This is a genomic window from Secundilactobacillus silagincola (genome assembly GCF_002583405.1).
Lineage (GTDB): Bacteria > Bacillota > Bacilli > Lactobacillales > Lactobacillaceae > Secundilactobacillus > Secundilactobacillus silagincola.
On record NZ_BCMJ01000005.1, the window covers coordinates 182,933 to 207,627 of the forward strand.

Sequence of the window (24,695 nt, forward strand, 5' to 3'; positions counted from 1 at the left end):
TTACTTCACCTCACTGCGTGCCTTTACGCGAGACACAATTTTTGAAATATTGGTTACCAGCGCTGAAATATCTTTTTCAGTCGTGTAACGACCGAAACTGATCCGAATCGATTCTGAAATTCGTGGACTATCTTCACCAAACATAGCCGTTAACACGTGAGAAGGTTCGATTGAACCCGCCGTGCAGGCTGAACCACCGGATACCGCGATACCAGCTAAATCGAGGTTCGTTTGCATGACGTAAGTTGAAATGCCTTTGATCCAAAGATTCAAAACGTGTTGCAGATTGTTTCGATCTAACGAACCGTTAACTTCGAAATCGACGCCTGCATCCGTTAAACCCTTAACGATTTCCTGCTTAAACTGATAGTATTTAGCTTGCCGATGCGCTTTTTCCTCAGTGGTGATCGTCTTCACAGCAGCTGCCATACCAGCGATTCCTGGCACGTTTTCGGTACCGGCACGCCGCTTTTCTTCCTGGTCGCCACCCTTAACAAAACTAGGAAAGTTGATCCCTGTTTTACGATATAAAAAGCCGACCATTTTTGGACCGTTGATCTTATGTGCAGAGGTGGACAACATGTCAATATGATCGCGCTTAACATCGATATCCAGTAAGCCATATGCCTGAACAGCATCCGTGTGGAACCAAGCTTGATGATCTTTTAGTAATTCACCAATTTCGTGAATCGGCATATGCGTGCCAACCTCATTATTACCCGTCATAATCGTGACTAAAATCGTGTCGTCGCGTAAAGCCTGTTTAAAATCATCCAAACTGATTTGGCCGTTTTCGTCAACGGGCAAGTAAGTGACTTCAAAGCCTTGCTCTTCCAAAAAGTGCAGTGGCTTCAAAACCGCTTCGTGCTCAACTGCGGTGGTAATAATGTGCTTACCCAGTGACTGGCGAGCATATGCCGTTTGCATAATCGCCGTATTATCACTTTCAGTGCCACCACTTGTAAAAATAATCTCATCTTCGTCAGCATTAATACTTTGAGCAATCACTTGCCGACTGTTTTCGAGCACCGTATGTGACTGACGTCCTAAACCATATAAAGTTGACGCGTTCCCATAAACATTCTGCAGCTTATCCGTCATCTCAGCGAGAACTTCCTCTGAAATTGGGGTAGTAGCCGCATTATCTAAATAAATTTCTTCCACGTTAAAAACCCCTTCTATCAATTAAGCTGCAAACAAAGCCAGTAACATTTGAGCTGAACGCTTACCAGCCTCAATAATAAAGTCGTCAAAGCTGACACCAGCATTCTCATCGCCAACATCAGACATGGCCCGAACGACCACGTAAGGTGTGTTGAACTGATGAGCAACTTGACCAACCGCAGCCCCTTCCATTTCACTGGATAAGGCATCTGGAAAATGTTTTAAAATTTGTTCAACTGCTTCATGACTGGCAATAAACTGGTCACCAGAAACGATCAAACCAGTCTTAACGTTCAAGCCAGTGGATTCAGCAGCTTTTTCTAAACGTGCAACCCACTCTTTGTCAGCATCAAAACGAGCTGGCTGTCCCGGAAGTTGACCGTAAACGTAATCGAACGCCCGCGCATCAACATCATGGTAAGCAGTTTGAGTAGACAAAACCACGTCACCCACGTGCAGTCCCTTACCAATCCCACCAGCAGAACCAGAATTAATCACCACGTCCACGTGGAACTTGGTGATCAACAGTGCTGTGGTCAGACCTGCTTGAACTTTACCGATCCCAGAACGAACTAAAATCACTTCTTGGTCGTTAATGGTCCCTTGGTAAAATGACACGCCTGAAATATCAACGACATAATCGTGAACCAGCGCTTTTTTCAACGTTTCAATTTCTTCATCCATGGCGCATAAAATACCATATTTCATAATATTGCCCTCACTTTATCAGTTTAAAATTCAACAAAAAATAGGATTAAAAAGACCGCAATAATTCCCAAAACTAACCAAAAAATAGCCCAATTTAAACGGCGCTTCAAACGGTTAATTTTATCCGTTACTGCCGCTTCTTCCTGTTCTGGATCATATTCTGGTTCACTATGTTCTTTGGCATAACGTCTTTCCGCCTTCAACCGCTCACGGTCACGTCGGTCAAACTCTTCTTGCTTACGACGTTGTTCTTCCCGATAAGCACTGCGGCTCAAAGGACGTCCATCGTTATCTGACCGATCATCATCTTGATATGCGATATGCTTCACCTACTTCTTTAATGCCATCATTTCAAAACGCCAAACGGCCATCACCGTTTTAGCGTCTTCGATTTCACCATTATCAACCATCGTTCTTAACTCATCTACCGAATAAGCCTTAATTGTCAGGTTTTCACCTTGATCACGAGGTAATTCCGATTGGACTGGCTGTAAATCAGTTGCTAAGTATAACGTCATATATTCATCTGAAAAACCAACCGAAGAATAGAAACCGGCTAGTCGTTCTAAATGATTAGGGTGTAAGCGAATTTCTTCATTTAATTCCCTAATAGCGGCATGTTTAGGATCCGCATCATCGCGTTGATCCAGTTTTCCCGCTGGAATTTCCAACGTGCTGCGACCAATTGGTGAACGCCACTGACGAACTAAAATCATTTTATTTTCGTCCGTAATCGCCATAACCGCTACAGCCCCAGAGTGATGCACGATTTCACGGTAAGCCTTTTTACCGTTTGGTAACTCAACCGTTTGCCGTTCAACATTAATAATGGCGCCATCGTAAATAGCGTCATGTGCCACGACTTTTTCTTCTAAATTCATTCAATCATCCCTTGTTAGTCACTCTTGCACTACTCTTCAGAATCAGAAGTCTTTTCTTCTCGAACAGACCGTACACGTGCTGCCATTGGTCCTTTTTGGCCTTCAACAATGACGAATTCGACTTCTTGACCCGGCGTTAATTTCTTGAACCCGGCCATTTCAATTCCCGTATAGTGAACAAAAACCGATTCACCCGCTTCACTTTTGATGAAGCCAAAACCGTTCTGTTCGTTATAGCGTTCTACTTTTCCCTTTATCATACTGCCACTCCATTCAAGTTGCGATCATCATTTAGTTTTAAAACATCATTTTTCTTGAAAATTAAGTAGCGTCATCTTAATCCCAACCACCATTAACTTCACCATGAAACAACCTTGTTTCGGTTAAACAGCAGTATAAAATGAAATAACTCGCTTTTTATTCTAAACTACCAAGCCTATTTAAATCAAGGTAACGGTTCTCGTAAAGCGAAACTATTAACAAAAAATTGACGATTAATTGGCACCAAAAACTAAAAAACGGGAATGAGGCGTACATCAGTCGTCCCATTCTCGTTCTTATTTTAATTTAAAAATTACTTTTCGTCGAAATCTACGCCAACCGTTTCTGGGTACTCTGCACGCACAATCTTGGCGCAGCGATCACAGAAGTGAGGGTAGTCCTTGTCATCGCCGACCGTTTCACGAGTCATCCGACAACGTTCACAAACTTCGCCATCCGCTTCTGCAACAACAACGGCAACACCATCGTTAAAGTTTTCAGCATCTGCAGGGGCATCTGCCATTGAAGCAACCGTTAATCCAGATACCAACAGTACCTGACGAACATCAGTATCTAGGTCATTCAATAGCTTAGTCTGTTTGTCATCCAAATATAAGGTTAACTTGGCTTCGGAAGCCTTCCCAATCAGTTTTTGATCACGAGCTTCTTCCAAAGACTTCAAGACATCGGAACGTAATTCCATGAAGGCATCCCAGTTAGCCACTAACTGTTCTTCATTGTTAAAGTGTTGAACAGTTGGCATTTCAGCTAATTGCGCGTAATCTTCAGGTTCCTTCAGGAATGGCCAAATTTCTTCTGCCGTATGTGGCAAAATTGGTGTCAGCAACTTCGTCATCCCTGCCGCGATGTCATAAAGAACGGTCTGCATTGAACGCCGTGAATGACTATCCTTAGCATCAATATACAGGATATCCTTAGCAAAGTCTAAGTAGAAAGCTGAGAGGTCAGAAATCACAAAGTTCATTAATTCCTTGTAAATATCCAAGAAATCGTATTGATCGTAGTGGCCTTTGACGCTTTCAACAAATTGGTTAAACTGTGCCAGCATATACTTGTCGGCAGAAGCTAAGTCTTCAACAGGTACCGCATCGGTCTTTGGATCGAAGTCACTGGTGTTAGCCAGCATGTACCGCATAGTGTTTCTGATCTTCTTATAAGAATCAGAAATCTTCGTGAAGGCATCCATTGAAACCCGCACATCAGCGCTACTATCAACGGAAGCAACCCACAGACGGACGATTTCAGCCCCCATCTTCTTAATAACTTCTGAAGGTGCAATCGTGTTACCTAATGATTTACTCATCTTATGGCCTTCGCCATCAAGGGTAAAGCCTTGTGACAACACTGCCTTGTAAGGTGCATGACCTGAAACGGCAACACTAGTAATCAAACTGGAGTTGAACCAGCCACGGTATTGATCTGAACCTTCAAGGTAGATGTCAGCTGGGTATTCCAACTCTGGTCGTTCAACCAGTACACCCTGATGAGATGAACCAGAATCAAACCAAACATCCATAATGTCAGTTTCTTTAGTAAATTTACCGTTTGGTGAATGTGGTGATGTAAAGCCTTCTGGTAATAAGTCCTTAGCATCGCGATCAAACCAAACATCTGAACCGTACTTCTCAAATAATTGAGCCACGTGTTCAATGGTCTCTGGCGTAATGATAGCTTCACCATCTTCACCGTAGAAAATTGGTAGCGGAACGCCCCAAACACGTTGACGTGAAATGACCCAGTCGCCACGATCACGAATCATGTTGTGCAGACGTTTCTTCCCCCAATCTGGGAAGAACTGAACGTCGTCAATAGCTGCCAAGATTTCATCGCGCATCTTATCAACTGACGCAAACCATTGCGGTGTGGCACGGAAAATAACCGGTTTCTTAGTCCGCCAATCAAATGGGTAACTATGCTTATAAGGCATGTAGTCTAGCATCAGACCAGCTTCTTTTAACTTATCCAACGAAATCTTGTTGGCGTCATCGTAGAAAACACCTTCAAAATCGGGACCAGCTTCACTGGTCATATAACCCTTATCATCAACTGGGACAATAACATCGAGGCCGTATTTTTTACCGACATTGAAGTCATCTTCCCCAAGACCAGGAGCGGTATGAACAAGTCCAGTACCATCATCCAAGGTAACGAAATCACCTAACATGGTAACCAACTTGCGTTCTGGATAGAATGGATGTTGTGTCAAAGTCCGGTCGAGTTCCTTACCCTTAACAACTTTCAGAGTTTTAACGTCTTCCCAACCGAATTTTTCGGCACACTGATCAACTAATTCAGTTGCTAAAACAAACTTGCGGTCATCGTCTTTAGGCTGAACAACGGAGTAATCAAAATCGGCACCAACTGTGATCCCTGCTGAAGCGGGAATCGTCCATGGCGTCGTTGTCCAAACAACCATGTATGTATTGTCGTTTTCCAAGACGCCCTTGCCATCAACCACTTGTTCGCCGTAGTAGGCTGAAGGCGAAGTAACATCGTGATATTCAACTTCGGCCTCAGCCATTGCTGATTCAGATGACCATGACCAGTAAACTGGTTTTCTACCCTTAAAAATCAAGCCACGTTTAGCAAAGGCACCAAAAACCCGAACTTCTTGCGCTTCAAATTCTGGTTTTAACGTTAAGTATGGATCATCCCAGTCACCAGCAACGCCTAAGCGCTTAAATTCTTCACGTTGATGATCAACTTGTTCCAAAGCGTATTTCCGGCATAACTTTCGGAATTCAACCGTAGACATCTTCTTACGGTCGTAACCCTGTTGCGTTAACTTTTGCTCGATTGGCAAACCATGGGTGTCCCATCCTGGAACGTACGGTGCCCGAAAACCATTCATTGACTTATAACGGACGATAAAGTCCTTCGAAATCTTGTTCAATGCATGACCCATATGAATATCACCGTTAGCATATGGTGGGCCATCATGTAAGATAAACGTTGGCTTACCTTCGTTTAATTTTTGTCGCAATTGGTACACTTTGTTATCAGCCCAAGCCTTTTGACGTTCAGCTTCTTTGACTGGTAAATTACCGCGCATTTTGAACTTGGTCTTACCCAAATTCAGTGTGTCTTTTACCCGCAATTAGGGTCCCTCCTCGAATTATTAGATGGTACAAAAAAAGGCCTCACCCAAGGGACGAAGTCTTCGTGGTACCACCCAATTTTAGAATCAATAACTCTCTTATCTTAGCCGTTAACGGAGCCGACCCGTTCTGACTTACGTTTCAGTCAGACAGCTAGAAGATGATCTGCATAGCAACAGGGGTTACCGGATTTCCATCATCACACCGGCTCGCTGAAACTTATTACTATGCTTTCTGTTCTCCATACCGCTTTAAATTTAACTGCAGGCTACTTGTTAGAATCATCAGTATTATCATCATCAGGAAAAATAACAACCGTCTCAGTCTGCTGATCCTTATTAGGATCAACTGGCTGATCAGCATCATAAATCTCATCCGATGAATCTGACGAATCAGACTGATCATCTGCCTGTGAAGTCGAGTTTACGCCATCATCATTCTCATTGTCAACCCCGTTCTGCTTAATTGCAGCCTGAATATCATCATAAGTTGATGAACCATCATCTTTAAGCAGATTATCCCAGCTATCACTCTTAATTTCTGCCAACTGACTTTCAAGCATAACTTGCAAACGTTGACGAAAAACCCGGGTACTCTTCTTCAGATCATCCGTTTCAACAGCTAGGTTTTGGGCCCTCTTAGAAGCTTCAGAAATTAAATGGTTAGCCTTGTCAGCAGCTTCACTAATAGTATCCGTAGCTTGCTTCTGTGCTTCCTGATTAATGATTTCAGCTTCTTTTTGAGAGTTAGACTTTACCTTATCAGCAGCCTCTTGGGCCACAATAATTGACTGATTCAACGAATCTTTCAAATCGTTAAAATATTTCAGCTTTTCTTCTGCAGAATTTAACTGATCCGTCAACTTCTTGTTCTGATCTAAAGTAATCTGATAATCCTTAATAATCTGCTCTAAAAAGTCATTAACTTCATCAACATTATATCCCCGTAACTTAGTTGAAAACTCTTTATTATGAATGTCTAATGGGCTAAGTACCATAACTTGTTCCTCCCCGATTGCAATTATTTATGCAGCACTGCCAGTGTGACTTTCAGTTTATCCTTCTTGGTCACGCCGTTAACACTTGTTAATCTAACCCGTCCGAAACCACGAACTGAAATGATGTCTTGATGTTCCAATTGGTAATCAGGCCGGTCAAAGTCGTTCCAGTTCAGTTGAATTCGACCAGCTTCTATTAACTCTTTAGCGTGGTGTCTGGATAAATGGAAACCAGTCGCAACAACGTTATCAAGTCGAGTTGAAGAAAGCGTGGTGCTTTCCTCTTCCCAAGCATCAAGCGGGATCAGATGATTATCCAATGCCATCTGATTCAACCGGATCTTAATTTTTCCCATCCGATCCACCTGAGAAACAACGTAGCGACTCATGTCCGCAGTGATAAAGAACTGCCAGTGATCACCATCAGTAATGATGTCACCCAGAACATCTCGATCAATTCCAGCGCCAAGTATGGAACCTAAAATTTGGCCATGCTGAAGCTGGGTAAATTTCCTTGGATAATCAATGTCATACAAGTTAATTTCAAAGTCGAGATCAGCTGAATCAACATACGTCGGGTAAATAACGGCCCGCTTCATTTCTGCTCCATGATAGCCACCCTGAAAACTCAGCTTCAAGTCAGAATCACCATTAACTAACGTCGATAAAATGTATTGCTGTCTCGGATTTAAAAAATGGGTTAAAATTGGCCGATATTCATCACTGGCCTGTTGAATCCAACCCGTCGCACTTTCAATGAAAGGTGCTTCTTCTACCCGAAAATGCTGCGCGATGCGATCAGCCAAAGTCAACTCCTCCTACTACATTCCCATAAGTCGAAAAATAATTTGTTCAAGATATACTAAGCCACCACGGACAATACTCAAAACGAAGATGGCAACCAATGGTGCAAAACCGATCATACCGATAGTTGCAAAATTAAACCAGCGTTGAAACGGCTCAACGATTGCACCTAAAATCTGCCCTAGCTTAGTTTGATAAGCTCCTGGGAACCAGCTTAGTAATGCATAAACAACAATGGCCATGATGTAAAGATCAATTGCCCTACTCAATAGCCAAAACACAAACGTCACAAAAGCGACCAAATACTCACTCCTTACTTCAGTTTCTCGCCTAAAGTGGCAGAGAGATCTCCAGTTATTTCAAAGTTTTTGGGCGTGCATAAAAAAATGGCATCCCCAATTCGTTCAATATCACCATCAATAGCGAACACGGTTCCCGTTAAAAAGTCAACGATCCGACGGGCATTAGCATCATCAATACGACCAAAATTCACAATCACAGCCTGCTGATTCAACAGTTGACTAGCAATATCTTGGACATCCGCATATAATCGCGGTTCAAATAACGAGATTTTGCTAGCTTTGCTGGTCGTTCGCGGTGCATTTAGCGACACCACTTTATTATCATCATGATGTTGATGAAAACTATGCGCCAATGGTTGATCGGCAATCTGTTGCTGAGTGTCCTGGGAGGTTTCAGCATCATCTTCGTCATTATCATCCATACCGAAAAAGCGACTCATACTAAATTTTCCCATGAAAAACGCTCCTTTCGCTATTTATCAGGGTTAATCACTCATACACTAATCGTTTTTACGACGGTGCTTGAAAAATGGTGGGGTATCAAGACTAGTGTCATCATCCGAAGCATTTGACGTATTATCATCATTGTTGAAGACACTGAAATCAGGCTTAGAAACACCATCGAATTCGTTAGAAGATGGTCGACGAGTTTCGTTTGATGCCTGACTTTGACCGCTTTGACTAGCATTAAAACTATCCATTTGGCTGTTCTTATCATCGCGACGTGAATCGTTTACTGGCGTTGATCCGTCAGCTAAACGGCGGGCTGTGCGAGTCTTAGCTGAATCCTTTTTCTTATCAATACCAGTTGCAATGACAGTTACCCGAACTTCATCACCGAGGTTTTCATCAATTGACGTCCCAAAAATAATGTTGACGTCACTAGTGGCTGACGAAGAAACAATCTCTGAGGCCGATTGGGCTTCAAACAAGGACAAATCTGGACCACCAGTAATATTTAACAGCACTTGTTCGGCACCATCGATAGAAACTTCAAGTAATGGTGATGAAATAGCCTTCTTTGTGGCATCTTCAGTCCGGTTTTCACCATTGGCGGAACCGACACCCATCAAGGCAGCACCTTGATCCTGCATAACCGTCTTAACATCGGCAAAATCCAAGTTGACATATCCAGGACTGGTAATCAAATCTGAAATGCCTTGAACACCTTGGCGTAACACATTATCGGCTTCTTGGAAGGCTTCCATCATTGGGGTCTTTTTGTCGACAATCTCAAGCAAACGGTTATTAGCAATGACGATTAACGTATCCACGTTTTCCTTCATTGCCGCAACACCCTCAGCAGCGAAACGAGACCGCTTAGGACCTTCAAAAGTAAATGGCCGGGTAACAACACCAACGGTCAGGGCACCCTGTTCCTTGGCTAATTTTGCAACGACAGGCGCAGCCCCGTTACCAGTTCCGCCACCCATACCAGCAGTAACAAACACCATATCAGCACCAGCTAATGCTTCACTGATTTGGTCTTCGCTTTCCTGAGCGGCCTTAGTCCCAATCTCAGGATTAGATCCAGCACCTAGCCCACGAGTCAGCTTAGGTCCTAATTGAATCTTTGTTTCAGCCTTTGAAGCCTCTAGTGCTTGCACATCAGTGTTGGCAACAATAAACTCAACACCCTTAACGTCTTCTGTAATCATCCGGTTAACGGCATTACTGCCACCGCCACCAACACCAATAACTTTAATATTGGCTCCTCGGTTTTGTGTTGAATCTAACGAAAATTCCATTTTTAAATCCCTCCAGTAATCGGGTTAATCAAAGAAATCAGTAAAAAATTTCTTGATACCCTGTCCACGTTGTTTTTTCGGCTTATTCGACTTATTAGTACGACTCTGATCAGGTTTAGCGTGCCGTGTATCACTAACTTCTAAAATTTGCTGTGGCTCTGGCCGTGTCTCAACTTGTGAAGCCAACTGATCATTGCCCGCTAAAGCTGATTGAACTAGCAAAGCAACTTCGCCCATCTTGCCACGATAGTTGACCAGCGATAATGCCTGAGTGAACGATGGATGCCGAAGCCCCATCTGATCAGGTATCGACACTCTAACTGGCACGTCAAAAACATCCTGAGCTAAATCAGTAATGCCTGGAAGTGCGGCCACACCACCGGTCAAAACAATACCACCTGGTAAAGATAACGCATTGGTTGCATCCAACTGTGTCTTAAGTTTCCCAAGAATCTGCATCAAACGAGCTTCAATAATTTCTGCTAAATACTTTTCTGAAATATCACTTGGTCTGCTTTGGCCGACAACGTCAACTGGAAACTGATTATCTTCCGAAGCACGGGATGAATCAGCAAAACCATAGTTACGTTTTAATTTTTCAGCATTCTCTATCGAAGTATTCAAAACGACAGAAATATCTTTGGTAATATAGTCCCCGCCTTCAGGATCAACCTCGGCAAATTTCAGCCGGTGATCATGAATAACTGCAGCGGTACTCTGTCCACCGCCTAAATCGAGAAGGATAGTGCCAAAATCCTGTTCACCATCACTCAAAATACTTAAACCTTGAGCAATCGGACTGACCACTGCAAGTTGTGCATTCAACCCAGCTTGTTCAACCGCTTTTTTAGTGTTATGTACGATTGTTTTGGGCCCAGTAAACAGCATACCGTTCATTTCTAAACGAACGCCAACCATCGATCTCGGATCCTTAATGCCATCAAAGCCATCGACGATAAATTCATCAGGTACTAAATTGATGATTTCTCGTTCCGGTGGTAAATTCTGAATAATCGCTGCGGACGCAACGTCTCTAACATCTTGATCAGTAATTTCACGTGCTTGATCCCCAATGGCGATCATGCCCGTTACTGGTTCAATTTTTAACATATTTGCCGAAATACCTACAATCACATCGTGAATCTGAATGCTGGCCTTTTCTTCAGCAGCTTTCACAGCTCGTTTAATCGCTTCGCTTGCCTTATCAATGTCCACGATCACGCCCCGGCTAAGTCCGGCTGCACGTTCATTACCAACACCCAGTACGTTCAACTGTCCCTCTAAATACTCTGCCACGATGACTTTAATTGAGGTTGTTCCGATATCAAGTCCTACATACATGCCTGAAGTATCCATAGTAGCAGGAACCTCCTCCGATTTCGATTTGATGAATGCTCATGAAAAGTCTTATTTTACTTTCCAGTTTACCACAAACACCACTGGTTAAAAAAGGCATTATTGCCCTTGTATTGCGCAATGAAGTGCAAAATGTAAAAACGCTTTCACTAACTCTGGAATAATCTGGTTTTTTCTTCGTCCTAAAATGAATACGAATAAGCCCCAATCTCTAAATTAACAATCCCCTTATGCGACATTTTCGCTGCAATACTGGGATAATACGCCATTTTACTGGCAAAGGTGGAGATAGATGCATAAACTTCATTACCATCGTTCATGTATAAATGAACCCTTTGCGCATTTGACTTTGATGGTGAAAACTGAATTTCAGAAATTGCGGTCTGAATTTTGGGAGAAAGTTTAGCGTATTGCTGAATCATTTGGGAGAGCTGCTTAGAAGATTTAAACTTATCGTAAACTGGATAACTGCCCGTTGGCTGCTGTTGACGCTCGTTTGAAATCACGCCGCTGGTTAACGCAACCCGGTAATAACCATTTGCTGGCACAAAGCCGGCCGTGGTGTATTCTTTCACGCGGATGGTCAGCTGGTTGAAATGAGCGACGGAGAAAGCAATCTTTTTCACCCTCGGTGTACGGGCTTCAGCCCTTTTACTTAAGCGTTGTTCCTTCCCCACGACTCGGTATATTGAGTCACCCTGTTTGATACCGCTAAGTTTGACCACTTGCTGCTTAGAAAGCGCATGGTTCCCAATAACGTTAATTCGACCAATGTGGCTTAAAGGCGACACATAGTAGCCCGAGATTAGCAAAATGATCCCAAAAATACCGATCAAAATGCCCATTCGCTGTGCAAGACGACGATGTTTCTGTTGTCTCAATCGTGGCAATTTGGCACCAATCCGCCGTACACGGTTGGTCTTTTTAGCCGCTGCACGCTGCCGCTCTTCCGACTGGTATTTTTCCCATGGCGTAATTGCAACGTGACGTTTTGATTTGTCACGGTTGATTTTAAAACTCATCTTGCACTCACCTCGATATTACGATTGGCTAACCTCTTTTAAAAGCGACAGCATTTCCGTCGCAGCTTTAGGTTTACCAAGTTTTTTGGCAGCAGCGGCCATCGCTGAACGCTTCTGATCATCATTCATCAATTCATCCATGGCTGAAACCAGCGTTTGATTGGTTAAATCGGCTTCTTTGATCATCAATGCTGCATTCGCATTAACTAAGCTCATGGCGTTTTTAGTTTGATGATCCGCTGTCACGTACGGACTTGGAATCAAAATGGAAGGCACGCCTAATGCAGTTAATTCAGCTAAAGTCGTCGCTCCAGAACGACCGACCACTCCGGCAAGCTTTGGCAGTACCTCTGGCATATTATTGATATATGACTGAATTGAAATATTATCGGCAGAAACCATTTTATTGACTTGACTCATGACATGGTCATAGCGCTTGGGACCAGTCACAAAAACGACTTGATACGATTTCTTTGCTAATTCAGGCAAAGCTTCAACCATGACTTGATTCAGTTTTAATGCACCCTGGCTACCACCAACAACCATAATCGTTGGTACGTCATCCTTTAAGTTGAAGGCTGACAAACTGAAATCACTTTTGATGTTAGCTACTTCCTGTGCCCGTGGATTACCAGTCATCACAACCTTGTCAGCCGGAAACTGGGCTCTTGCGTCTTCAAAGTTAATGGCAATTTTGTCGACGTAACGACTAAGAAATTTGTTAGTCATGCCGACCACACTATTTTGTTCATGAATGACCGTTGGAATATGCTGCTTAGCTGCAGCGTATAAAACGGCTCCGGAAACATAGCCACCCGTGCCAAGAACCACATCCGGCTTAAACGAGCGAACCAGCTTCTTAGCTTGATGGACACTCTTCAAAAATAGGTAGACCGTCTTGAAGTTTTCTAACGACAATGACCGTTTAAATCCTTGAATGGTCATGGCTTCAAATGGGATCCCTAAATCTGGCACAATTTTACTTTCGATTCCCCGATGAGAACCAACATAGAGAACTTCCGCGTCGGGATCCTGTCGCTTTAGTTCGTTAATTACCGCTAGTGCAGGATAAATATGACCGCCTGTACCACCGCCAGAAACCATTAGTCGCATTAGTTCTCCTCCTTCTTACCAGTTAATTCTTCAACGGCTTTAATAAATCGATCACCACGAACCTCAAAATTAGGGTATTGATCCCAGCTGGCATTAGCTGGCGACAATAAGATAATATCGCCCGGTTCACTATCTTGATATGCCATTGGTACCCCTGCCTCGGCGTTTTCAGCAAACTGAATTTGTTTGATGCCAGCTTTCTTAGCGGCATCCGCCAACAGGTCCTTAGTTTCACCAAACAAAACCACAGCCTTAACGTGTTCCTTGAAAAATGGTACCAAACGTTCAAACGTATAACCCCGATCCAAGCCACCTGCTAATAGGACAACCGGTGCCTTGAAACCTTTTAATGCCATCTCAGTAGCTTCAATATCGGTCGCTTTAGAATCGTTATAGAATTCGCGTCCCTCGCTAGTCAGTACGTACTGTGTTCGGTGTCGTACCCCACTAAAGGTCGTTAATACGTGTTTGATGGCCTCGCTTGAACGGCCCTTAATTTTAGCTACGGCAATTGCCGCTAATGCATTTTCAATATTATGATCTCCTGGTACTTTAACGTCAGCTGCTGCCATAATTGGCTCGTCTTTGTAATAAAGGGTGCCATTAAGCTCATAGGCGCCATCCTTACTTTTGGCTAGTCGTGAAAATGGTACCACTTGGGCCTTACTTTGCTGACTTAAGCCAACTAATTCTTCGGAGTCAAAGTTAACAACGAAATAATCGTCAGCTGTTTGATTCTGGGTGATCCGCATCTTTGCCCGAACGTAATTTTCACGAGTTTTATGATAATCCAAATGATTAGCAAAAATATTAGTTAACACGGCAATGTGCGGATGAAACTGGGTCGTCCCTAACAGCATGAAACTGGAGACTTCCATGACCAGCGTATCCTGCTCTGTCAGTTGCTGAGCAACTTGGGAAGCTGGAACACCAATGTTGCCGGCGTATGCGCTCTTCCCTGCTTGACGTTCCTGATTCATCATCTTAGTGATCATCGTTGTCGTTGTGGTTTTTCCGTTACTACCAGTGACCGCAATTAATTCTGCATCCGTAATCTCACTAGCCAACTCAATTTCCGTAATGATGGGCAGTTTTGCCTGGGTAGCCGCTTTTATCAGTGGAACATCATAAGGTATACCAGGATTTTTCACCATTAAATCAAAACCGGCATCAAGTTGAGAAGGGTCTTGTTCACCCGTCAGAATGGTGTAGCCGCCTTCAGCTTGCAGCTCTTGCGCTTCTGAATTTTTCTCTAAGGGCTGCTGATCACTAACCGTGACTTCGGCTCCTAATTTTTTAAGCAGTCGAGCTGCATTTAAACCACTCTTAGCTAATCCTACAACAATAACTCGTTTACCTTCATACGTCTTGATACGCTTCATACCTTTGTCCGCCACCTATTTAATTTTTAATACCTTAATAACAATAACTTAAAAGAACCTACCACATTAACCAAATACCTGTAACAGCTGTTATGGCACTAATACACCAAAAAGTAATGTCAATGCGCCATTCACTCCAACCCTTCATCTCAAAATGATGATGAATCGGCGACATTAGGAAAATTCGCTTGCCAGTCGTCTTAAATGAAAGAACCTGTAAAATCACACTGGCAGTCTCAATGACGTAAATTAAGCCAATCCATAACAATGATACTTCATGATGAACTAAGATTGAAACGGCAGCCAGTGCCCCTCCTAATGCCAACGATCCCATATCACCCATAAAAATTTTAGCGGGCTTATGATTGTAGATCAAGAAGGCCAATAAGCCACCAACAACTGCCAAACAAAACATTGCCACGTCTAACTGATGCTGATGCAGGGCAATGACACCATAGGCAATAAACGAAATAGAAGCTACCCCAGCAACCAGGCCATCCAGACCATCCGTTAAATTAACGGCGTTGGAAAAACCAACCAGCCAGAATAAAATAAACAAAAAGTAGCCAAATAAGCCTAAATTAATGGCACCGATACCTGGAAGTTTAAGTAACAATGGTAGTCCTTCGTGTAAGTAAACAGCAAAGAAAACTGCCCCACCAACAATCTGTCCCAATAATTTTTGCCAGGCCTTAAGCCCCTCATTTTGCCGGCGGAAAAGTTTGATGGAGTCATCCCACATCCCTAACAATCCGTACAGAATCAAAATAAACAGCAAGATTAGTGCTACCGGACCTAATTGTCCAAACACTAATCCGCTAATCAACGTGGCCACGATGATGGCCAAAATAAACATCAGACCACCCATCGTCGGCGTACCTGATTTTTTTTCGTGCCAAGAAGGCCCTTCTTCACGAATCATTTGACCTTCATGTTTAGCACGAAAATAACGAATCAATGCTGGCATAAATGCCGCTGTAATTACAAAACTAATTAGAAATGATAAAACCGAACTCATGACTTTCTCCTCTTATGTCCCACGAAGTGAGTTACTTTAAACTAACTGTTAGTTTGTCAGATTGACCAATCTGTTTACCAACTGCAATACTCTGTTTTGCGACAAATCCATTACCCTTTGTTTTAACGTTCAGCCCAACCATTTGACCAAGCCGTAAAACATCACTAGCTGACCAACCGGTTAAATCAGGCATGCTCTGCGTACCGCTCGTAATTAAAATGACGCGTTGCTTAGACAAAAGCGACTGCCCAGCAATTGGCGATTGCTTCAAAACCCGGGTACCGGTACCAATCGTCGTTACCTTATAACCCTTTGAGATTAAATCGCTCTTGGCACCAGAAGCTGACCGGTTAACGTAAGAAAGCATTTTATCGGCAGCCTGTTGATTACTGGTTGAAGTATCCTCTTGCAGCGCTCGCTTCATCACTGGTTTGAAAACGTCTGCCATCAATTGGGTCGCCGTTTCAGTCCCAGGTAAAGTTGGCTGTTTCATGGTGATGTACATCACATACTTTGGATTTTTAGCTGGCGCCATACCAGCAACAGAATAGAGGTAACTATTATCACCACTCAAATAGCCCGATTTACCGTCACTAACTTGAGCCGTACCCGTTTTAGCAGCAACACGAATACCGTTAATCTTATAGTCAGACCCGATCCCGTATTTCTTATACACAACATCTTCCATGTGACCACGTACTGCTTTGGCTGTGGCAGCCGAAACTGGCTGTCCAACTTCTTTCTTACCATACGATTTCACAACTTTACCAGTATTTGGATCAACAATTTTACGAACAAGGTAAGGCTTTAACATTTTACCATTATTCGCGATTGCAGATAACCCCTGCATCATTTGAATTGCCGTGACCTGAATCCCTTGTCCAAACGCCGTGTCAGCTTGTTCAATCGTACGGTTAAACGCGATATTGCCACTTTGCTCACCGGGCAACCCAAAGTGGGTTGATTGCAAAAACTTAAATCGTTTAATGTACTTCTCCCAGGTCTTGGCACCCATTTGCTGTTCCAAATGTGCCATGGCCACGTTACTTGAAAGTGCAAATCCTTTGTTATAGGTAATTGTTCCCCAACCACCAGGATTCCAGTCAGGTACCGTTCGACCGCCAATTTCATAACGTCCTGACTGATAGGTTGCGTTGCCGTTATAGTTGCCACTATCAATGGACGCCGCCATGGTAAAGACTTTCATGGTTGAACCAGGTTCATAGGCATCCTGAATCAAGGTATTACGCCAAACTGAATTCAGGCCTTCCCCAGTTTGCGGATCAAATGTTGGTCGCTGAGTGGCAGCCACAATTGCCCCGGTTTTGGCATTCATCAGTACCGCATTCATCGTCTTAGAATGGGTTTTATCCTGTAAAGCTGACATTTGAGTCTCCAACAACGTTTGCAATCTACTATCTAAAGTGGTGTAGACGTTATCACCATTAAGCGGCTTTTTAGCTTTTTGATTAGAATTAGGAATCTGGTAACCATTATTATCCTGACTAACCTTCTTGAAGCCATCCGTCCCTTTCAATAAATCGTTATCTGCACCTTCGATTCCCATCGTACCAACTAATTGCCCCTTAGCTGTCGAGGTAACGTTACCGATTAAGTGAGATGCGAATACACCGTTAGGATACAATCGTGCTTGACGTTGAACAAAGGTCAGACCAGTTAAATGCGCCCGATCAATTTTTTGTTTTGTCGTCAATGAAATATTCTGACCCGCAGCTCCGAATTCAACCTGAAAGGCATTTTTGCTCTTAGGTGTGAGGTAGGCCAGTGCCTTTTTCTCACTAATTGGTAAATATTTTGATAAGACCTGTGCCGTTTTATTTTTATTGGTAACGTACATCGGTTTACCAGCAATAGAACGCTGGTTTTTGTCTAAAACTGCATAGAGTGAATACGTGCTGGTATCCTCAGCTATGGGTTGATTTGAGGCATCATAGATCGTACCCCGTTGTGCTTTTAAAGTTTGATTGGCAGTGTACAGCTTTTTAGCTTGACTGCTTAAATTCACGTTTTGAACGTTCTTACCAATTGCAATATAAGAAAAACGACCAATGAATAGCAAAAGTGCTAAGGAGAAAAGCACCAGCAGGCTTCGTCCAAAAACCCGCTGATTGCGTCGCACTTGTTTGCTAGTCACCGTTCGTTTAGGTGATTGTTTCATTTATTCACATTCCTTACTTTACTATTTGAAAGTGTCATGCCGTTTTGTTTAGCGACTTTCTCCAATCGAGAACGATTCATTAACTCGTTAATGGTTTGTCGGTCACTGGTATTTTTATTTTCAAGACTCGTTATCTGAGTGTCAACGTCTTGCAAATGCTGCTGAGCAGTTGAAACCCCGTTAGTAGCACTAACTAACATCAACATCATGCCAATTAAAACGATTCCCCCAACCGTTAAAAGACATTTTTCAAACTTAGAAAATGGGAGTCTTCTAGGCTTACTGACAACCTGTTTTGAATGACTATGTAATGGAAGTGTCGGTTGCTCTGGAAGCACCTGTGGTTGAAATTGAGTTGCCAAATTATTTTGAGCCATACTTCATCATCATCCTATCCCTTAGAATATTAAATCATAAAATCGTTATTTCTGCTCAATTACTCGCAGTTTCGCACTGTGTGCACGATGATTTTCTGCTAATTCATCTTCGTCGGGTAAAATTGGCTTACGAGTTACGAGTTTAAAATCTGGTTGCAAGTTATCTGGAATGACAGGCAAGCCCGCTGGTAAATCAGGTAAGCTGCTTTTCTCCTTAAACATCGTTTTAACTAAACGATCCTCCAAAGATTGAAACGTGATCACACAAATCCTTCCCCCAGGATTTAGTAGTGTGAGTGCTTGTTCTAGTGATGCTTCAAGAGCCGAAAGTTCATCGTTGACCGCAATTCTAATCGCTTGAAAAACTTTTTTAGCCGGATGACCACCGTGACGTCTTGCCTTAGCTGGAATCGCTTCTTTAATCAGCTCAACCAACTCGCCAGTCGTCTCAATTGGCTTTTCAGTCCGCACTGTTTCGATTCGTCTAGCAATCGACTTCGCAAACTTTTCTTCGCCATAGCGGTGAAAGATTCTCACAAGGTCTTGATAAGGCCACTCATTCACCACAGTTTGCGCTGTGAGTGAGGCACTCTGATCCATCCGCATATCCAACGGCGCATCGTAGCGATAACTGAAGCCCCGGTCGGCATCATCAAATTGAGGTGAAGAAACACCCAAATCATACAAAATGCCATCAACACGCTCCACTTGCTGTTCTGCCAGGGATTTTTTCAGATCCCTGAAGTTAGCGTGAATTAACGTCAACCGATCTGCCTGAATATCGTCAGCCAATTGTTCCTTGTTATAGTCGATAGCTGTTTGATCCTGATCAAATGAATACAAATGACCACTAGTCAATTCGGTGAGGATCTTATGGGTATGACCGCCGCCACCAAGCGTGCAATCTACGTATATGCCGTCTGGTTGAACATTAAGTTCATGGACAGCCTCATTTAATAATACTGTTCGATGATGAAACTCTGCCATAGTCTTCTCCCTCACCTAAAGATCAAAATCAATTAGGTTTTCTGCAATGTCATCAAAATTTTCCTCTGCTTTATCCGCAAAGGCCTGCCAGCGCTCTTGGCTCCAAATTTCAAAGCGGTCTGAGACACCGACAATCACGCACTGTTTAGCCAATTCAGCATGTTTGATCAATGTTTGGGGAAGATTTACCCGCCCCTGTTTATCAAACGAACACGTGGTAGCAGCTGAATAAAAGAACCGAACAAAGGCACGTGCATCGCGCTTATTTAAAGGCAACGCACTTAGTCGCTTTTGCATAATCTCCCATTGCGCCATCGGATAGCCAAACAGGCAGCCATCCATACCGCGAGTGATCACAAATTCTTCTCCCAACTGACTACGAAATTTGGCTGGAATAATTAGCCGCCCCTTAGTATCGATCGAATGCTCAAATTCTCCCATGAACATCCGACTCGCCTCCTAATTACTCACTAATTTAACTAAAGTTTACCACAGGTCCCCACTTTCTACCACAACTCCCCAAGTATTAATTATATAAATTTAAAAAAAAACCGTTCAAACAATGTTTGAACGGGGAAAGGTTTGGATAGTAGGCGATTAGCCAGCTAAATAACTAATTAATTAAGGCTCTAATCACTGTTAAAAGGTAAGTTAAAAAAAGTAAAATATCTGTTAATCGCCAATAAAAAAGGAGAAACTTATTCCATAACAGTTCACCTTTGGACAATCCCCACCAGAGAGTTATCCCAATTGAAATTATCATCCAGATGAAAACCACAGTGGCAAACCAGGGATCAGTCCACGTGTGGGATAATTGCCAGATAAACCAAAGACTGAACAATGGTAGACAATCTATTGGATGCAGCTTGGGGCGCCGTTCTTTGGGAATCAAGCCCCTAAACATCCTTAGTATGAACAGAACTGCTATGAGAATAATAATTTGAATGATAATTTGAGTCACCGTAGTCCGTCCTTTCGTAAAGCCACCCGTTTCTGTAGTTAACACACAACCGAAATTTTACCGCATTCGGTCGTTTAAAATCAAGAAAGTTTAGCAACTAGATTGCATTTCTTAATCGTCCACGTTAAACTATTTGAAGTAATACAGATGAAAAGTGGTGCAGATATGCAAAAAAAACAAAAATCAACCTTCCAAAAAATTACCATGGTGCTAGTTTGGATCATGATCATTGCAACCCTGGGTTCATTAGTTGCAAGTGCCTTACAAGCCATTGGCATGTTCGGTTAACTCATTGGTGGGGATTCGTCCCATATAAAACACTAAAAAGCTCCTGAAGTGGTTTTCATCACTTCAGGAGCTTTTTAGTTGAGACAATTTCAAGTTTAATCACGCATCCGAGCTTTTTTGTTTATAAACTTGACGCGGTTTACTACCATCTTGAGGACCAATAAAGCCGCCCTGTTCCAAGTCGTCGATCAACCTAGCCGCCCGATTGTAGCCAATTCTAAAGTGACGTTGCAGCAGCGACGTACTGGCCTTCTGCTGGTCAACCACGAATTCTAAGGCGTCGTTAAACAGGTCATCATCTGATTGAGAAGCCTCTTCGGAAATTTCCTCATCACTGACCATCATGCTCTCATCATATTCAGCTGTCTGCTGGTCACGAATAAAATCAGTAACATGTTGGACATCCTTATCCGGTATATAAGCACCTTGAATCCGGATCGGTGAGTTTTGGTCAACCGGCATATAAAGCATATCGCCTCGTCCCAATAGCTTTTCAGCGCCATTGGAATCTAGAATCGTCCGTGAATCAACCCCGCTGGAAACTGCAAATGCCATTCTAGATGGCACGTTTGCTTTAATTAAACCGGTAATGACATCCACCGAAGGACGTTGGGTCGCTAAGATCATATGGATCCCAGCGGCACGTCCCATTTGAGCCAAGCGAATAATAGCATCCTCAACTTCATTAGAAACCGTCATCATTAAATCAGCCAATTCATCGACAATTACAACGATATACGGCAAAGTTGGTAACGGCTTATCAGTCGTTTGATTTTGCGTTTGAACAAACTGATTATAGCCAGAAATCTTTCGTTGCCCGACTTTAGCAAACAAATCATAACGCTGTTCCATTTCATGAACGACTTTATGCAGTGCCCTAGCCGCCTTCTTAGGATCTGAAACCACTGGTGTGAGCAAGTGTGGAATGCCGTTATAAACACTAAGTTCCACCTTTTTAGGATCAATCAGCATTAATTTAACCTGACTTGGTTTGGCATTCATCAAAATACTGGTGATAATGCCATTAATTGCCACCGACTTCCCGCTACCTGTCGATCCGGCAATCAGCAAATGCGGCATCTTGGTAAGATCCATGGTGATCACCTTACCAGTTACGTCCCGTCCTAACGGCACCTGCAATAGATGCGCTGCTCCATGAGGAACCGCTTCGCTAACGTCGCGGAACGAAACCGTTGAGATTTCCTGATTAGGAACTTCGATACCAATTAATGATTTACCGGGAATTGGCGCTTCAATCCGAATTTCCTTGGCTGCCAAAGCTAAGGCTAAGTCATCCGCTAAATTAACGATTCGCGATACTTTGACCCCAATCGCAGGATGAAGCTCATATTCAGTCACGGAAGGTCCGAGATTAACGTGCTTAATTTCAGCGTCAACGCCAAAACTATCCAACGTTTTCTTTAAAATCTTGGTGTTTTTTTCAATCGTTTTATAATCATCCTGCTGATCCTTTTGCGGAATTGGTGTTAACAGATCAGTACCGGGAAGTTGATAATTGGGATCATCTCCCACAGTTGAAATCATCGTAGGCTCAGAATCTTCAGTAGACTTTTCAAACGTCTGCTTTGAAGCTGGCTCTGGTTCATTTTTACGGGTTGCCACACTAATGGGAATATCCGGTGATTTGGGTTCGACCGTTTGTTCAGTCGTTGACTGCCGTTCAGCAACGGGGGTAGGCAAATCCTTTTCGGTTGCTGGTACCACTTTCGCAAGCTTGGGCTTAACCGGCCGTTTGGCTGATTTTGACCGTGCTTGTTTAATTTCTTCGATACCCCGAACTAACATTTGACCGCCCTTTTTGGCAACTTGACCGAACCATCGACCACCCACTTGCACCCATCTAAGAATCTGAGTACCAGAAACGTTAAAGGCAATCATTAAACCAATGATGACTAACAATACGGCAATCACTTTAGCGCCACCAAAAGCTACCAAGAAATGAGTAATTGTGAGTAAAACGGCTCCAAGGGTCCCGCCACCTACAGCCGTACTAACACTATTATTCAACAAATCACTGCTGAGTAACTGCCAAGTATAACTCAAGAAACCGGTGTGCTGGTTTTCGGATAAAAATAAATCAACGTGCAGCCACAGTAATATCCCCAGATACATCGTTCCAATACTCCAAAGCCATTTACTGGCGATCCTTGGTAACTGACCAGTGATCAATAAAGCCAGACCAACCGCTAAACCAACTAAACTGACAAACGGATAGGTATCTCCAACCACAAAACGAATCAAATTAGCTGCTAAGTTACCAACGAAGCCCGCTTTAAAGAACGCCAAGAGGCACAAAGTTAACATGATGAGGCCCACCGCATTGGCAGTATATGTAACGCTGCTTTGACGTCCTTTTTTGCGCCGGTTAGTCGACTTCGTTTTTCGACGTCGCGTGGTCTTTCGCTTTTGTGCCAAAAATGTCCCCCCTATTTAACTCAATTTAATTTAACTCACTTATTTTAGTTTATCATTTTCGTAACGATGACTGAGCTCCAATTTAGGAAAACTTTGCTGACGTAGCACTTCGTAAATCACAATTGCCGCAGAATTAGAAAGATTCAAAGCCCGAATATGCGTATCATCCTGTGGAATCCGAATGGCCTGCTCGCTGTGCTGACGCATGAATGGCTCTGGCAGTCCGGTCGTTTCTTTACCAAACATAAAGTAGTAATCGCCATTATCAACGTCGGTATAGTCATGCTGCGTGTACGCAAACTCAGCGAACTTAGAAACTAAAAACAGTCGCTTAACATCTGGTACTGTACTCATAAATTCCTGAAGGTTCTTATGATAACGAATATCAACTTTGTCCCAATAGTCCAAACCAGCCCGCTTTAAATGTGCGTCATCGACTGAAAAGCCTAAGGGTTCGATTAAATCTAAAATAGTATCAGTACCAGCACAAGTTCTGGCAATATTACCAGTATTAGCTGGCATTAAAGGTTCAAATAAGACAATATGATTGGACATAGTCATGCTCCTCGCTAATAAAATTATAAAAGTCACCGCATAAAAAAACGCAACCCCTCGGTGTCAGCACGGCGAGGAACTGCGTTAATGAAGTGCAAATTCGACAGAGGCTGACGATTTTTCGACATCCACTCCCGAACGATTTCTCAACAGTTAATATAACGCGAATTTGTAAAGAATGCAAGCTGATTACGAGATGGACCTAGCCTAACGTGAAAACGCGTGTTATGACACCCGTCTGAATGTTTAATTCTGTGATGCCGTTACTTTTTCATCATCCTCTTAACGACGTATATTATAAATGAACTATCATTAGTCCACACTAATCGTCAAAAATTGTTATAATGACTGATAGATTATCAACTAACTTAAAAGGAGACTTACCTTGAAATTTACTGAACCGCTTGCTAATACCTACAACCAACTGACACAAGCTATCGGTGATCAAACTACCCGCGTGACGATTGGAAACAACGGCACAACACCTAGCAAAGGAACCATTGCCGAAGCAGTCCTTTATGCTCATGAACATGATTTATCTTTGACCGTCTTGATTCAGCCACGGTTAGGTGTCGCAAACTTTACTGATCCAGAACTTAAAATTATGGAAGCCGATATACTAGAAGCTCAGCAATTAGGTGCCGATGGCGTTATCATCGGGGTACTTACGGCTGACCACCAATTAGACACTGAAGCCATGAATAACTTGATTGCAGCCGCTGGTGGCATGTCGGTCACTTTCAGTACAACAATTGATGTACTTGCAGATAGTGAACAGGCAAGTGCATTAAAGTGGCTGTCTGATAACGGCGTGGATAAGGTTTTGACACACCTGACGGGTAAAACGGATACCGCTCAGCTATCAAAACTGAATAATGTAGCTCAAGCCGCCAATCTGCAATTGATTGTTTTAAGTCATAGTGAGACTGAGAGCAATCAACTGAACGAACAGCTTAACTTGACTTATTTTCTCCAAGAAATTTAAAATCACTCATTTACCTAAAAGTATCCTGTCACATCAGTTTTAAAGCTGATGC

The 24,695-nt window shown here is 43.0% G+C and carries 26 protein-coding genes; 3 read left to right on the plus strand and 23 right to left on the minus strand.

Going from position 1 to position 24,695, the window contains the following annotated elements; all coding sequences use genetic code 11:
• The 12 genes from CES82_RS07835 to ftsA form a co-directional block, all read right to left on the minus strand.
• Positions 1–1,164, minus strand: a complete 1,164-nt coding sequence (locus CES82_RS07835) for a cysteine desulfurase family protein (protein ID WP_098825137.1) — start codon at positions 1,162–1,164, stop codon at positions 1–3.
• 21 nt (positions 1,165–1,185) lie between these two features.
• Positions 1,186–1,872, minus strand: coding sequence for a 5'-methylthioadenosine/adenosylhomocysteine nucleosidase (locus CES82_RS07840; RefSeq protein WP_098825138.1), 687 nt, complete (start codon positions 1,870–1,872; stop codon positions 1,186–1,188).
• A gap of 23 nt (positions 1,873–1,895) precedes the next feature.
• Positions 1,896–2,201, minus strand: coding sequence for a hypothetical protein (locus tag CES82_RS07845; protein WP_098825140.1), 306 nt, complete (start codon positions 2,199–2,201; stop codon positions 1,896–1,898).
• Positions 2,202–2,753 carry an NUDIX hydrolase gene (locus CES82_RS07850; protein WP_098825142.1) on the minus strand — a complete coding sequence of 184 codons (552 nt, stop codon included), beginning with the start codon at positions 2,751–2,753 and terminating at the stop codon, positions 2,202–2,204.
• A 29-nt stretch (positions 2,754–2,782) separates the two neighbouring features.
• Positions 2,783–3,013 carry a cold-shock protein gene (locus CES82_RS07855; RefSeq protein WP_098825144.1) on the minus strand — a complete coding sequence of 77 codons (231 nt, stop codon included), beginning with the start codon at positions 3,011–3,013 and terminating at the stop codon, positions 2,783–2,785.
• Between the two features lie 314 nt (positions 3,014–3,327).
• A complete protein-coding gene (ileS, locus tag CES82_RS07860; protein WP_098825146.1) occupies positions 3,328–6,132 on the minus strand; it encodes an isoleucine--tRNA ligase in 2,805 nt (934 codons plus the stop codon).
• 269 nt (positions 6,133–6,401) lie between these two features.
• Positions 6,402–7,130: a DivIVA domain-containing protein gene (locus tag CES82_RS07865; RefSeq protein WP_098825147.1), complete on the minus strand. Its 729-nt coding sequence runs from the start codon at positions 7,128–7,130 to the stop codon at positions 6,402–6,404.
• Between the two features lie 23 nt (positions 7,131–7,153).
• Complete coding sequence (locus CES82_RS07870; protein ID WP_098825149.1) at positions 7,154–7,936, minus strand: YlmH family RNA-binding protein; 783 nt, start codon at positions 7,934–7,936, stop codon at positions 7,154–7,156.
• A 15-nt stretch (positions 7,937–7,951) separates the two neighbouring features.
• Positions 7,952–8,224 (minus strand): YggT family protein, encoded by a 273-nt coding sequence (locus CES82_RS07875; protein WP_501193749.1) that lies wholly within the window; start codon positions 8,222–8,224, stop codon positions 7,952–7,954.
• A gap of 23 nt (positions 8,225–8,247) precedes the next feature.
• Positions 8,248–8,691: a cell division protein SepF gene (locus CES82_RS07880; protein ID WP_098825150.1), complete on the minus strand. Its 444-nt coding sequence runs from the start codon at positions 8,689–8,691 to the stop codon at positions 8,248–8,250.
• A gap of 45 nt (positions 8,692–8,736) precedes the next feature.
• Positions 8,737–9,984: a cell division protein FtsZ gene (gene ftsZ / locus CES82_RS07885; RefSeq protein ID WP_098825152.1), complete on the minus strand. Its 1,248-nt coding sequence runs from the start codon at positions 9,982–9,984 to the stop codon at positions 8,737–8,739.
• Between the two features lie 24 nt (positions 9,985–10,008).
• On the minus strand, positions 10,009–11,340 hold the full coding sequence (ftsA, locus tag CES82_RS07890) for a cell division protein FtsA (protein ID WP_098825154.1): 1,332 nt from the start codon (positions 11,338–11,340) through the stop codon (positions 10,009–10,011).
• A 41-nt stretch (positions 11,341–11,381) separates the two neighbouring features.
• Between ftsA and CES82_RS12785 the strand changes: the two genes are divergently transcribed.
• A complete protein-coding gene (locus tag CES82_RS12785) occupies positions 11,382–11,504 on the plus strand; it encodes a hypothetical protein (protein ID WP_263850128.1) in 123 nt (40 codons plus the stop codon).
• Positions 11,505–11,522: 18 nt separating this feature from the next.
• Here the strand turns inward: CES82_RS12785 and CES82_RS07895 are convergent, their stop codons facing one another.
• The 9 genes from CES82_RS07895 to CES82_RS12830 all read right to left on the minus strand — a co-directional run bounded on the left by CES82_RS07895 (position 11,523) and on the right by CES82_RS12830 (position 20,424).
• Positions 11,523–12,362: a cell division protein FtsQ/DivIB gene (locus CES82_RS07895; protein ID WP_098825156.1), complete on the minus strand. Its 840-nt coding sequence runs from the start codon at positions 12,360–12,362 to the stop codon at positions 11,523–11,525.
• 18 nt (positions 12,363–12,380) lie between these two features.
• On the minus strand, positions 12,381–13,475 hold the full coding sequence (gene murG / locus CES82_RS07900) for an undecaprenyldiphospho-muramoylpentapeptide beta-N-acetylglucosaminyltransferase (protein WP_098825158.1): 1,095 nt from the start codon (positions 13,473–13,475) through the stop codon (positions 12,381–12,383).
• The gene (murD, locus tag CES82_RS07905) at positions 13,475–14,857 is read right to left on the minus strand and encodes a UDP-N-acetylmuramoyl-L-alanine--D-glutamate ligase (RefSeq protein WP_098825159.1); all 1,383 of its coding nucleotides are present in this window, start codon (positions 14,855–14,857) and stop codon (positions 13,475–13,477) included. Before murD ends, murG begins: the two co-directional genes overlap by 1 nt.
• 58 nt (positions 14,858–14,915) lie before the next feature.
• A complete protein-coding gene (gene mraY / locus CES82_RS07910; RefSeq protein ID WP_098825161.1) occupies positions 14,916–15,875 on the minus strand; it encodes a phospho-N-acetylmuramoyl-pentapeptide-transferase in 960 nt (319 codons plus the stop codon).
• 31 nt (positions 15,876–15,906) lie between these two features.
• Positions 15,907–18,054 (minus strand): penicillin-binding transpeptidase domain-containing protein, encoded by a 2,148-nt coding sequence (locus CES82_RS07915; RefSeq protein WP_098825163.1) that lies wholly within the window; start codon positions 18,052–18,054, stop codon positions 15,907–15,909.
• Positions 18,051–18,431, minus strand: coding sequence for a cell division protein FtsL (gene ftsL / locus CES82_RS07920; protein WP_098825165.1), 381 nt, complete (start codon positions 18,429–18,431; stop codon positions 18,051–18,053). The genes CES82_RS07915 and ftsL overlap by 4 nt, the downstream gene beginning before the upstream one ends.
• A 45-nt stretch (positions 18,432–18,476) precedes the next feature.
• Positions 18,477–19,418, minus strand: coding sequence for a 16S rRNA (cytosine(1402)-N(4))-methyltransferase RsmH (gene rsmH, locus CES82_RS07925; protein WP_098825167.1), 942 nt, complete (start codon positions 19,416–19,418; stop codon positions 18,477–18,479).
• A 15-nt stretch (positions 19,419–19,433) separates the two neighbouring features.
• Positions 19,434–19,865: a division/cell wall cluster transcriptional repressor MraZ gene (mraZ, locus tag CES82_RS07930; protein WP_098825169.1), complete on the minus strand. Its 432-nt coding sequence runs from the start codon at positions 19,863–19,865 to the stop codon at positions 19,434–19,436.
• 166 nt (positions 19,866–20,031) lie between these two features.
• Positions 20,032–20,424 carry a DUF3397 family protein gene (locus tag CES82_RS12830; RefSeq protein WP_098825171.1) on the minus strand — a complete coding sequence of 131 codons (393 nt, stop codon included), beginning with the start codon at positions 20,422–20,424 and terminating at the stop codon, positions 20,032–20,034.
• Positions 20,425–20,544: 120 nt separating this feature from the next.
• Here CES82_RS12830 and CES82_RS07940 point away from each other — a divergent pair, with 120 nt between their 5' ends.
• Positions 20,545–20,667 carry a DUF4044 domain-containing protein gene (locus CES82_RS07940; protein ID WP_098825221.1) on the plus strand — a complete coding sequence of 41 codons (123 nt, stop codon included), beginning with the start codon at positions 20,545–20,547 and terminating at the stop codon, positions 20,665–20,667.
• A gap of 99 nt (positions 20,668–20,766) precedes the next feature.
• On the opposite strand, the gene CES82_RS07945 is transcribed toward CES82_RS07940, so the two are convergent.
• The gene (locus CES82_RS07945) at positions 20,767–23,103 is read right to left on the minus strand and encodes an FtsK/SpoIIIE family DNA translocase (RefSeq protein ID WP_098825173.1); all 2,337 of its coding nucleotides are present in this window, start codon (positions 23,101–23,103) and stop codon (positions 20,767–20,769) included.
• 39 nt (positions 23,104–23,142) lie between these two features.
• On the minus strand, positions 23,143–23,658 hold the full coding sequence (locus tag CES82_RS07950; RefSeq protein WP_098825175.1) for a tRNA (cytidine(34)-2'-O)-methyltransferase: 516 nt from the start codon (positions 23,656–23,658) through the stop codon (positions 23,143–23,145).
• A gap of 385 nt (positions 23,659–24,043) precedes the next feature.
• Here CES82_RS07950 and CES82_RS07955 point away from each other — a divergent pair, with 385 nt between their 5' ends.
• Positions 24,044–24,643, plus strand: coding sequence for a copper homeostasis protein CutC (locus CES82_RS07955; RefSeq protein ID WP_098825177.1), 600 nt, complete (start codon positions 24,044–24,046; stop codon positions 24,641–24,643).
• Positions 24,644–24,695 lie beyond the last annotated feature (52 nt).

Excerpts from the sequence above, each read along its gene's own strand:
- CES82_RS07840 (WP_098825138.1), bottom strand. The coding sequence starts at position 1,872 with ATGAAATATGGTATTTTATGCGCCATGGATGAAGAAATTGAAACGTTG.
- CES82_RS07850 (WP_098825142.1), bottom strand. The coding sequence starts at position 2,753 with ATGAATTTAGAAGAAAAAGTCGTGGCACATGACGCTATTTACGATGGC.
- CES82_RS07855 (WP_098825144.1), bottom strand. The coding sequence starts at position 3,013 with ATGATAAAGGGAAAAGTAGAACGCTATAACGAACAGAACGGTTTTGGC.
- CES82_RS07865 (WP_098825147.1), bottom strand. The coding sequence starts at position 7,130 with ATGGTACTTAGCCCATTAGACATTCATAATAAAGAGTTTTCAACTAAG.
- CES82_RS07880 (WP_098825150.1), bottom strand. The coding sequence starts at position 8,691 with ATGGGAAAATTTAGTATGAGTCGCTTTTTCGGTATGGATGATAATGAC.
- ftsZ (WP_098825152.1), bottom strand. The coding sequence starts at position 9,984 with ATGGAATTTTCGTTAGATTCAACACAAAACCGAGGAGCCAATATTAAA.
- ftsA (WP_098825154.1), bottom strand. The coding sequence starts at position 11,340 with ATGGATACTTCAGGCATGTATGTAGGACTTGATATCGGAACAACCTCA.
- CES82_RS12785 (WP_263850128.1), top strand. The coding sequence starts at position 11,382 with ATGAAAAGTCTTATTTTACTTTCCAGTTTACCACAAACACCACTGGTT.
- CES82_RS07895 (WP_098825156.1), bottom strand. The coding sequence starts at position 12,362 with ATGAGTTTTAAAATCAACCGTGACAAATCAAAACGTCACGTTGCAATT.
- murG (WP_098825158.1), bottom strand. The coding sequence starts at position 13,475 with ATGCGACTAATGGTTTCTGGCGGTGGTACAGGCGGTCATATTTATCCT.
- murD (WP_098825159.1), bottom strand. The coding sequence starts at position 14,857 with ATGAAGCGTATCAAGACGTATGAAGGTAAACGAGTTATTGTTGTAGGA.
- mraY (WP_098825161.1), bottom strand. The coding sequence starts at position 15,875 with ATGAGTTCGGTTTTATCATTTCTAATTAGTTTTGTAATTACAGCGGCA.
- CES82_RS07915 (WP_098825163.1), bottom strand. The coding sequence starts at position 18,054 with ATGAAACAATCACCTAAACGAACGGTGACTAGCAAACAAGTGCGACGC.
- ftsL (WP_098825165.1), bottom strand. The coding sequence starts at position 18,431 with ATGGCTCAAAATAATTTGGCAACTCAATTTCAACCACAGGTGCTTCCA.
- rsmH (WP_098825167.1), bottom strand. The coding sequence starts at position 19,418 with ATGGCAGAGTTTCATCATCGAACAGTATTATTAAATGAGGCTGTCCAT.
- mraZ (WP_098825169.1), bottom strand. The coding sequence starts at position 19,865 with ATGTTCATGGGAGAATTTGAGCATTCGATCGATACTAAGGGGCGGCTA.
- CES82_RS07940 (WP_098825221.1), top strand. The coding sequence starts at position 20,545 with ATGCAAAAAAAACAAAAATCAACCTTCCAAAAAATTACCATGGTGCTA.
- CES82_RS07950 (WP_098825175.1), bottom strand. The coding sequence starts at position 23,658 with ATGTCCAATCATATTGTCTTATTTGAACCTTTAATGCCAGCTAATACT.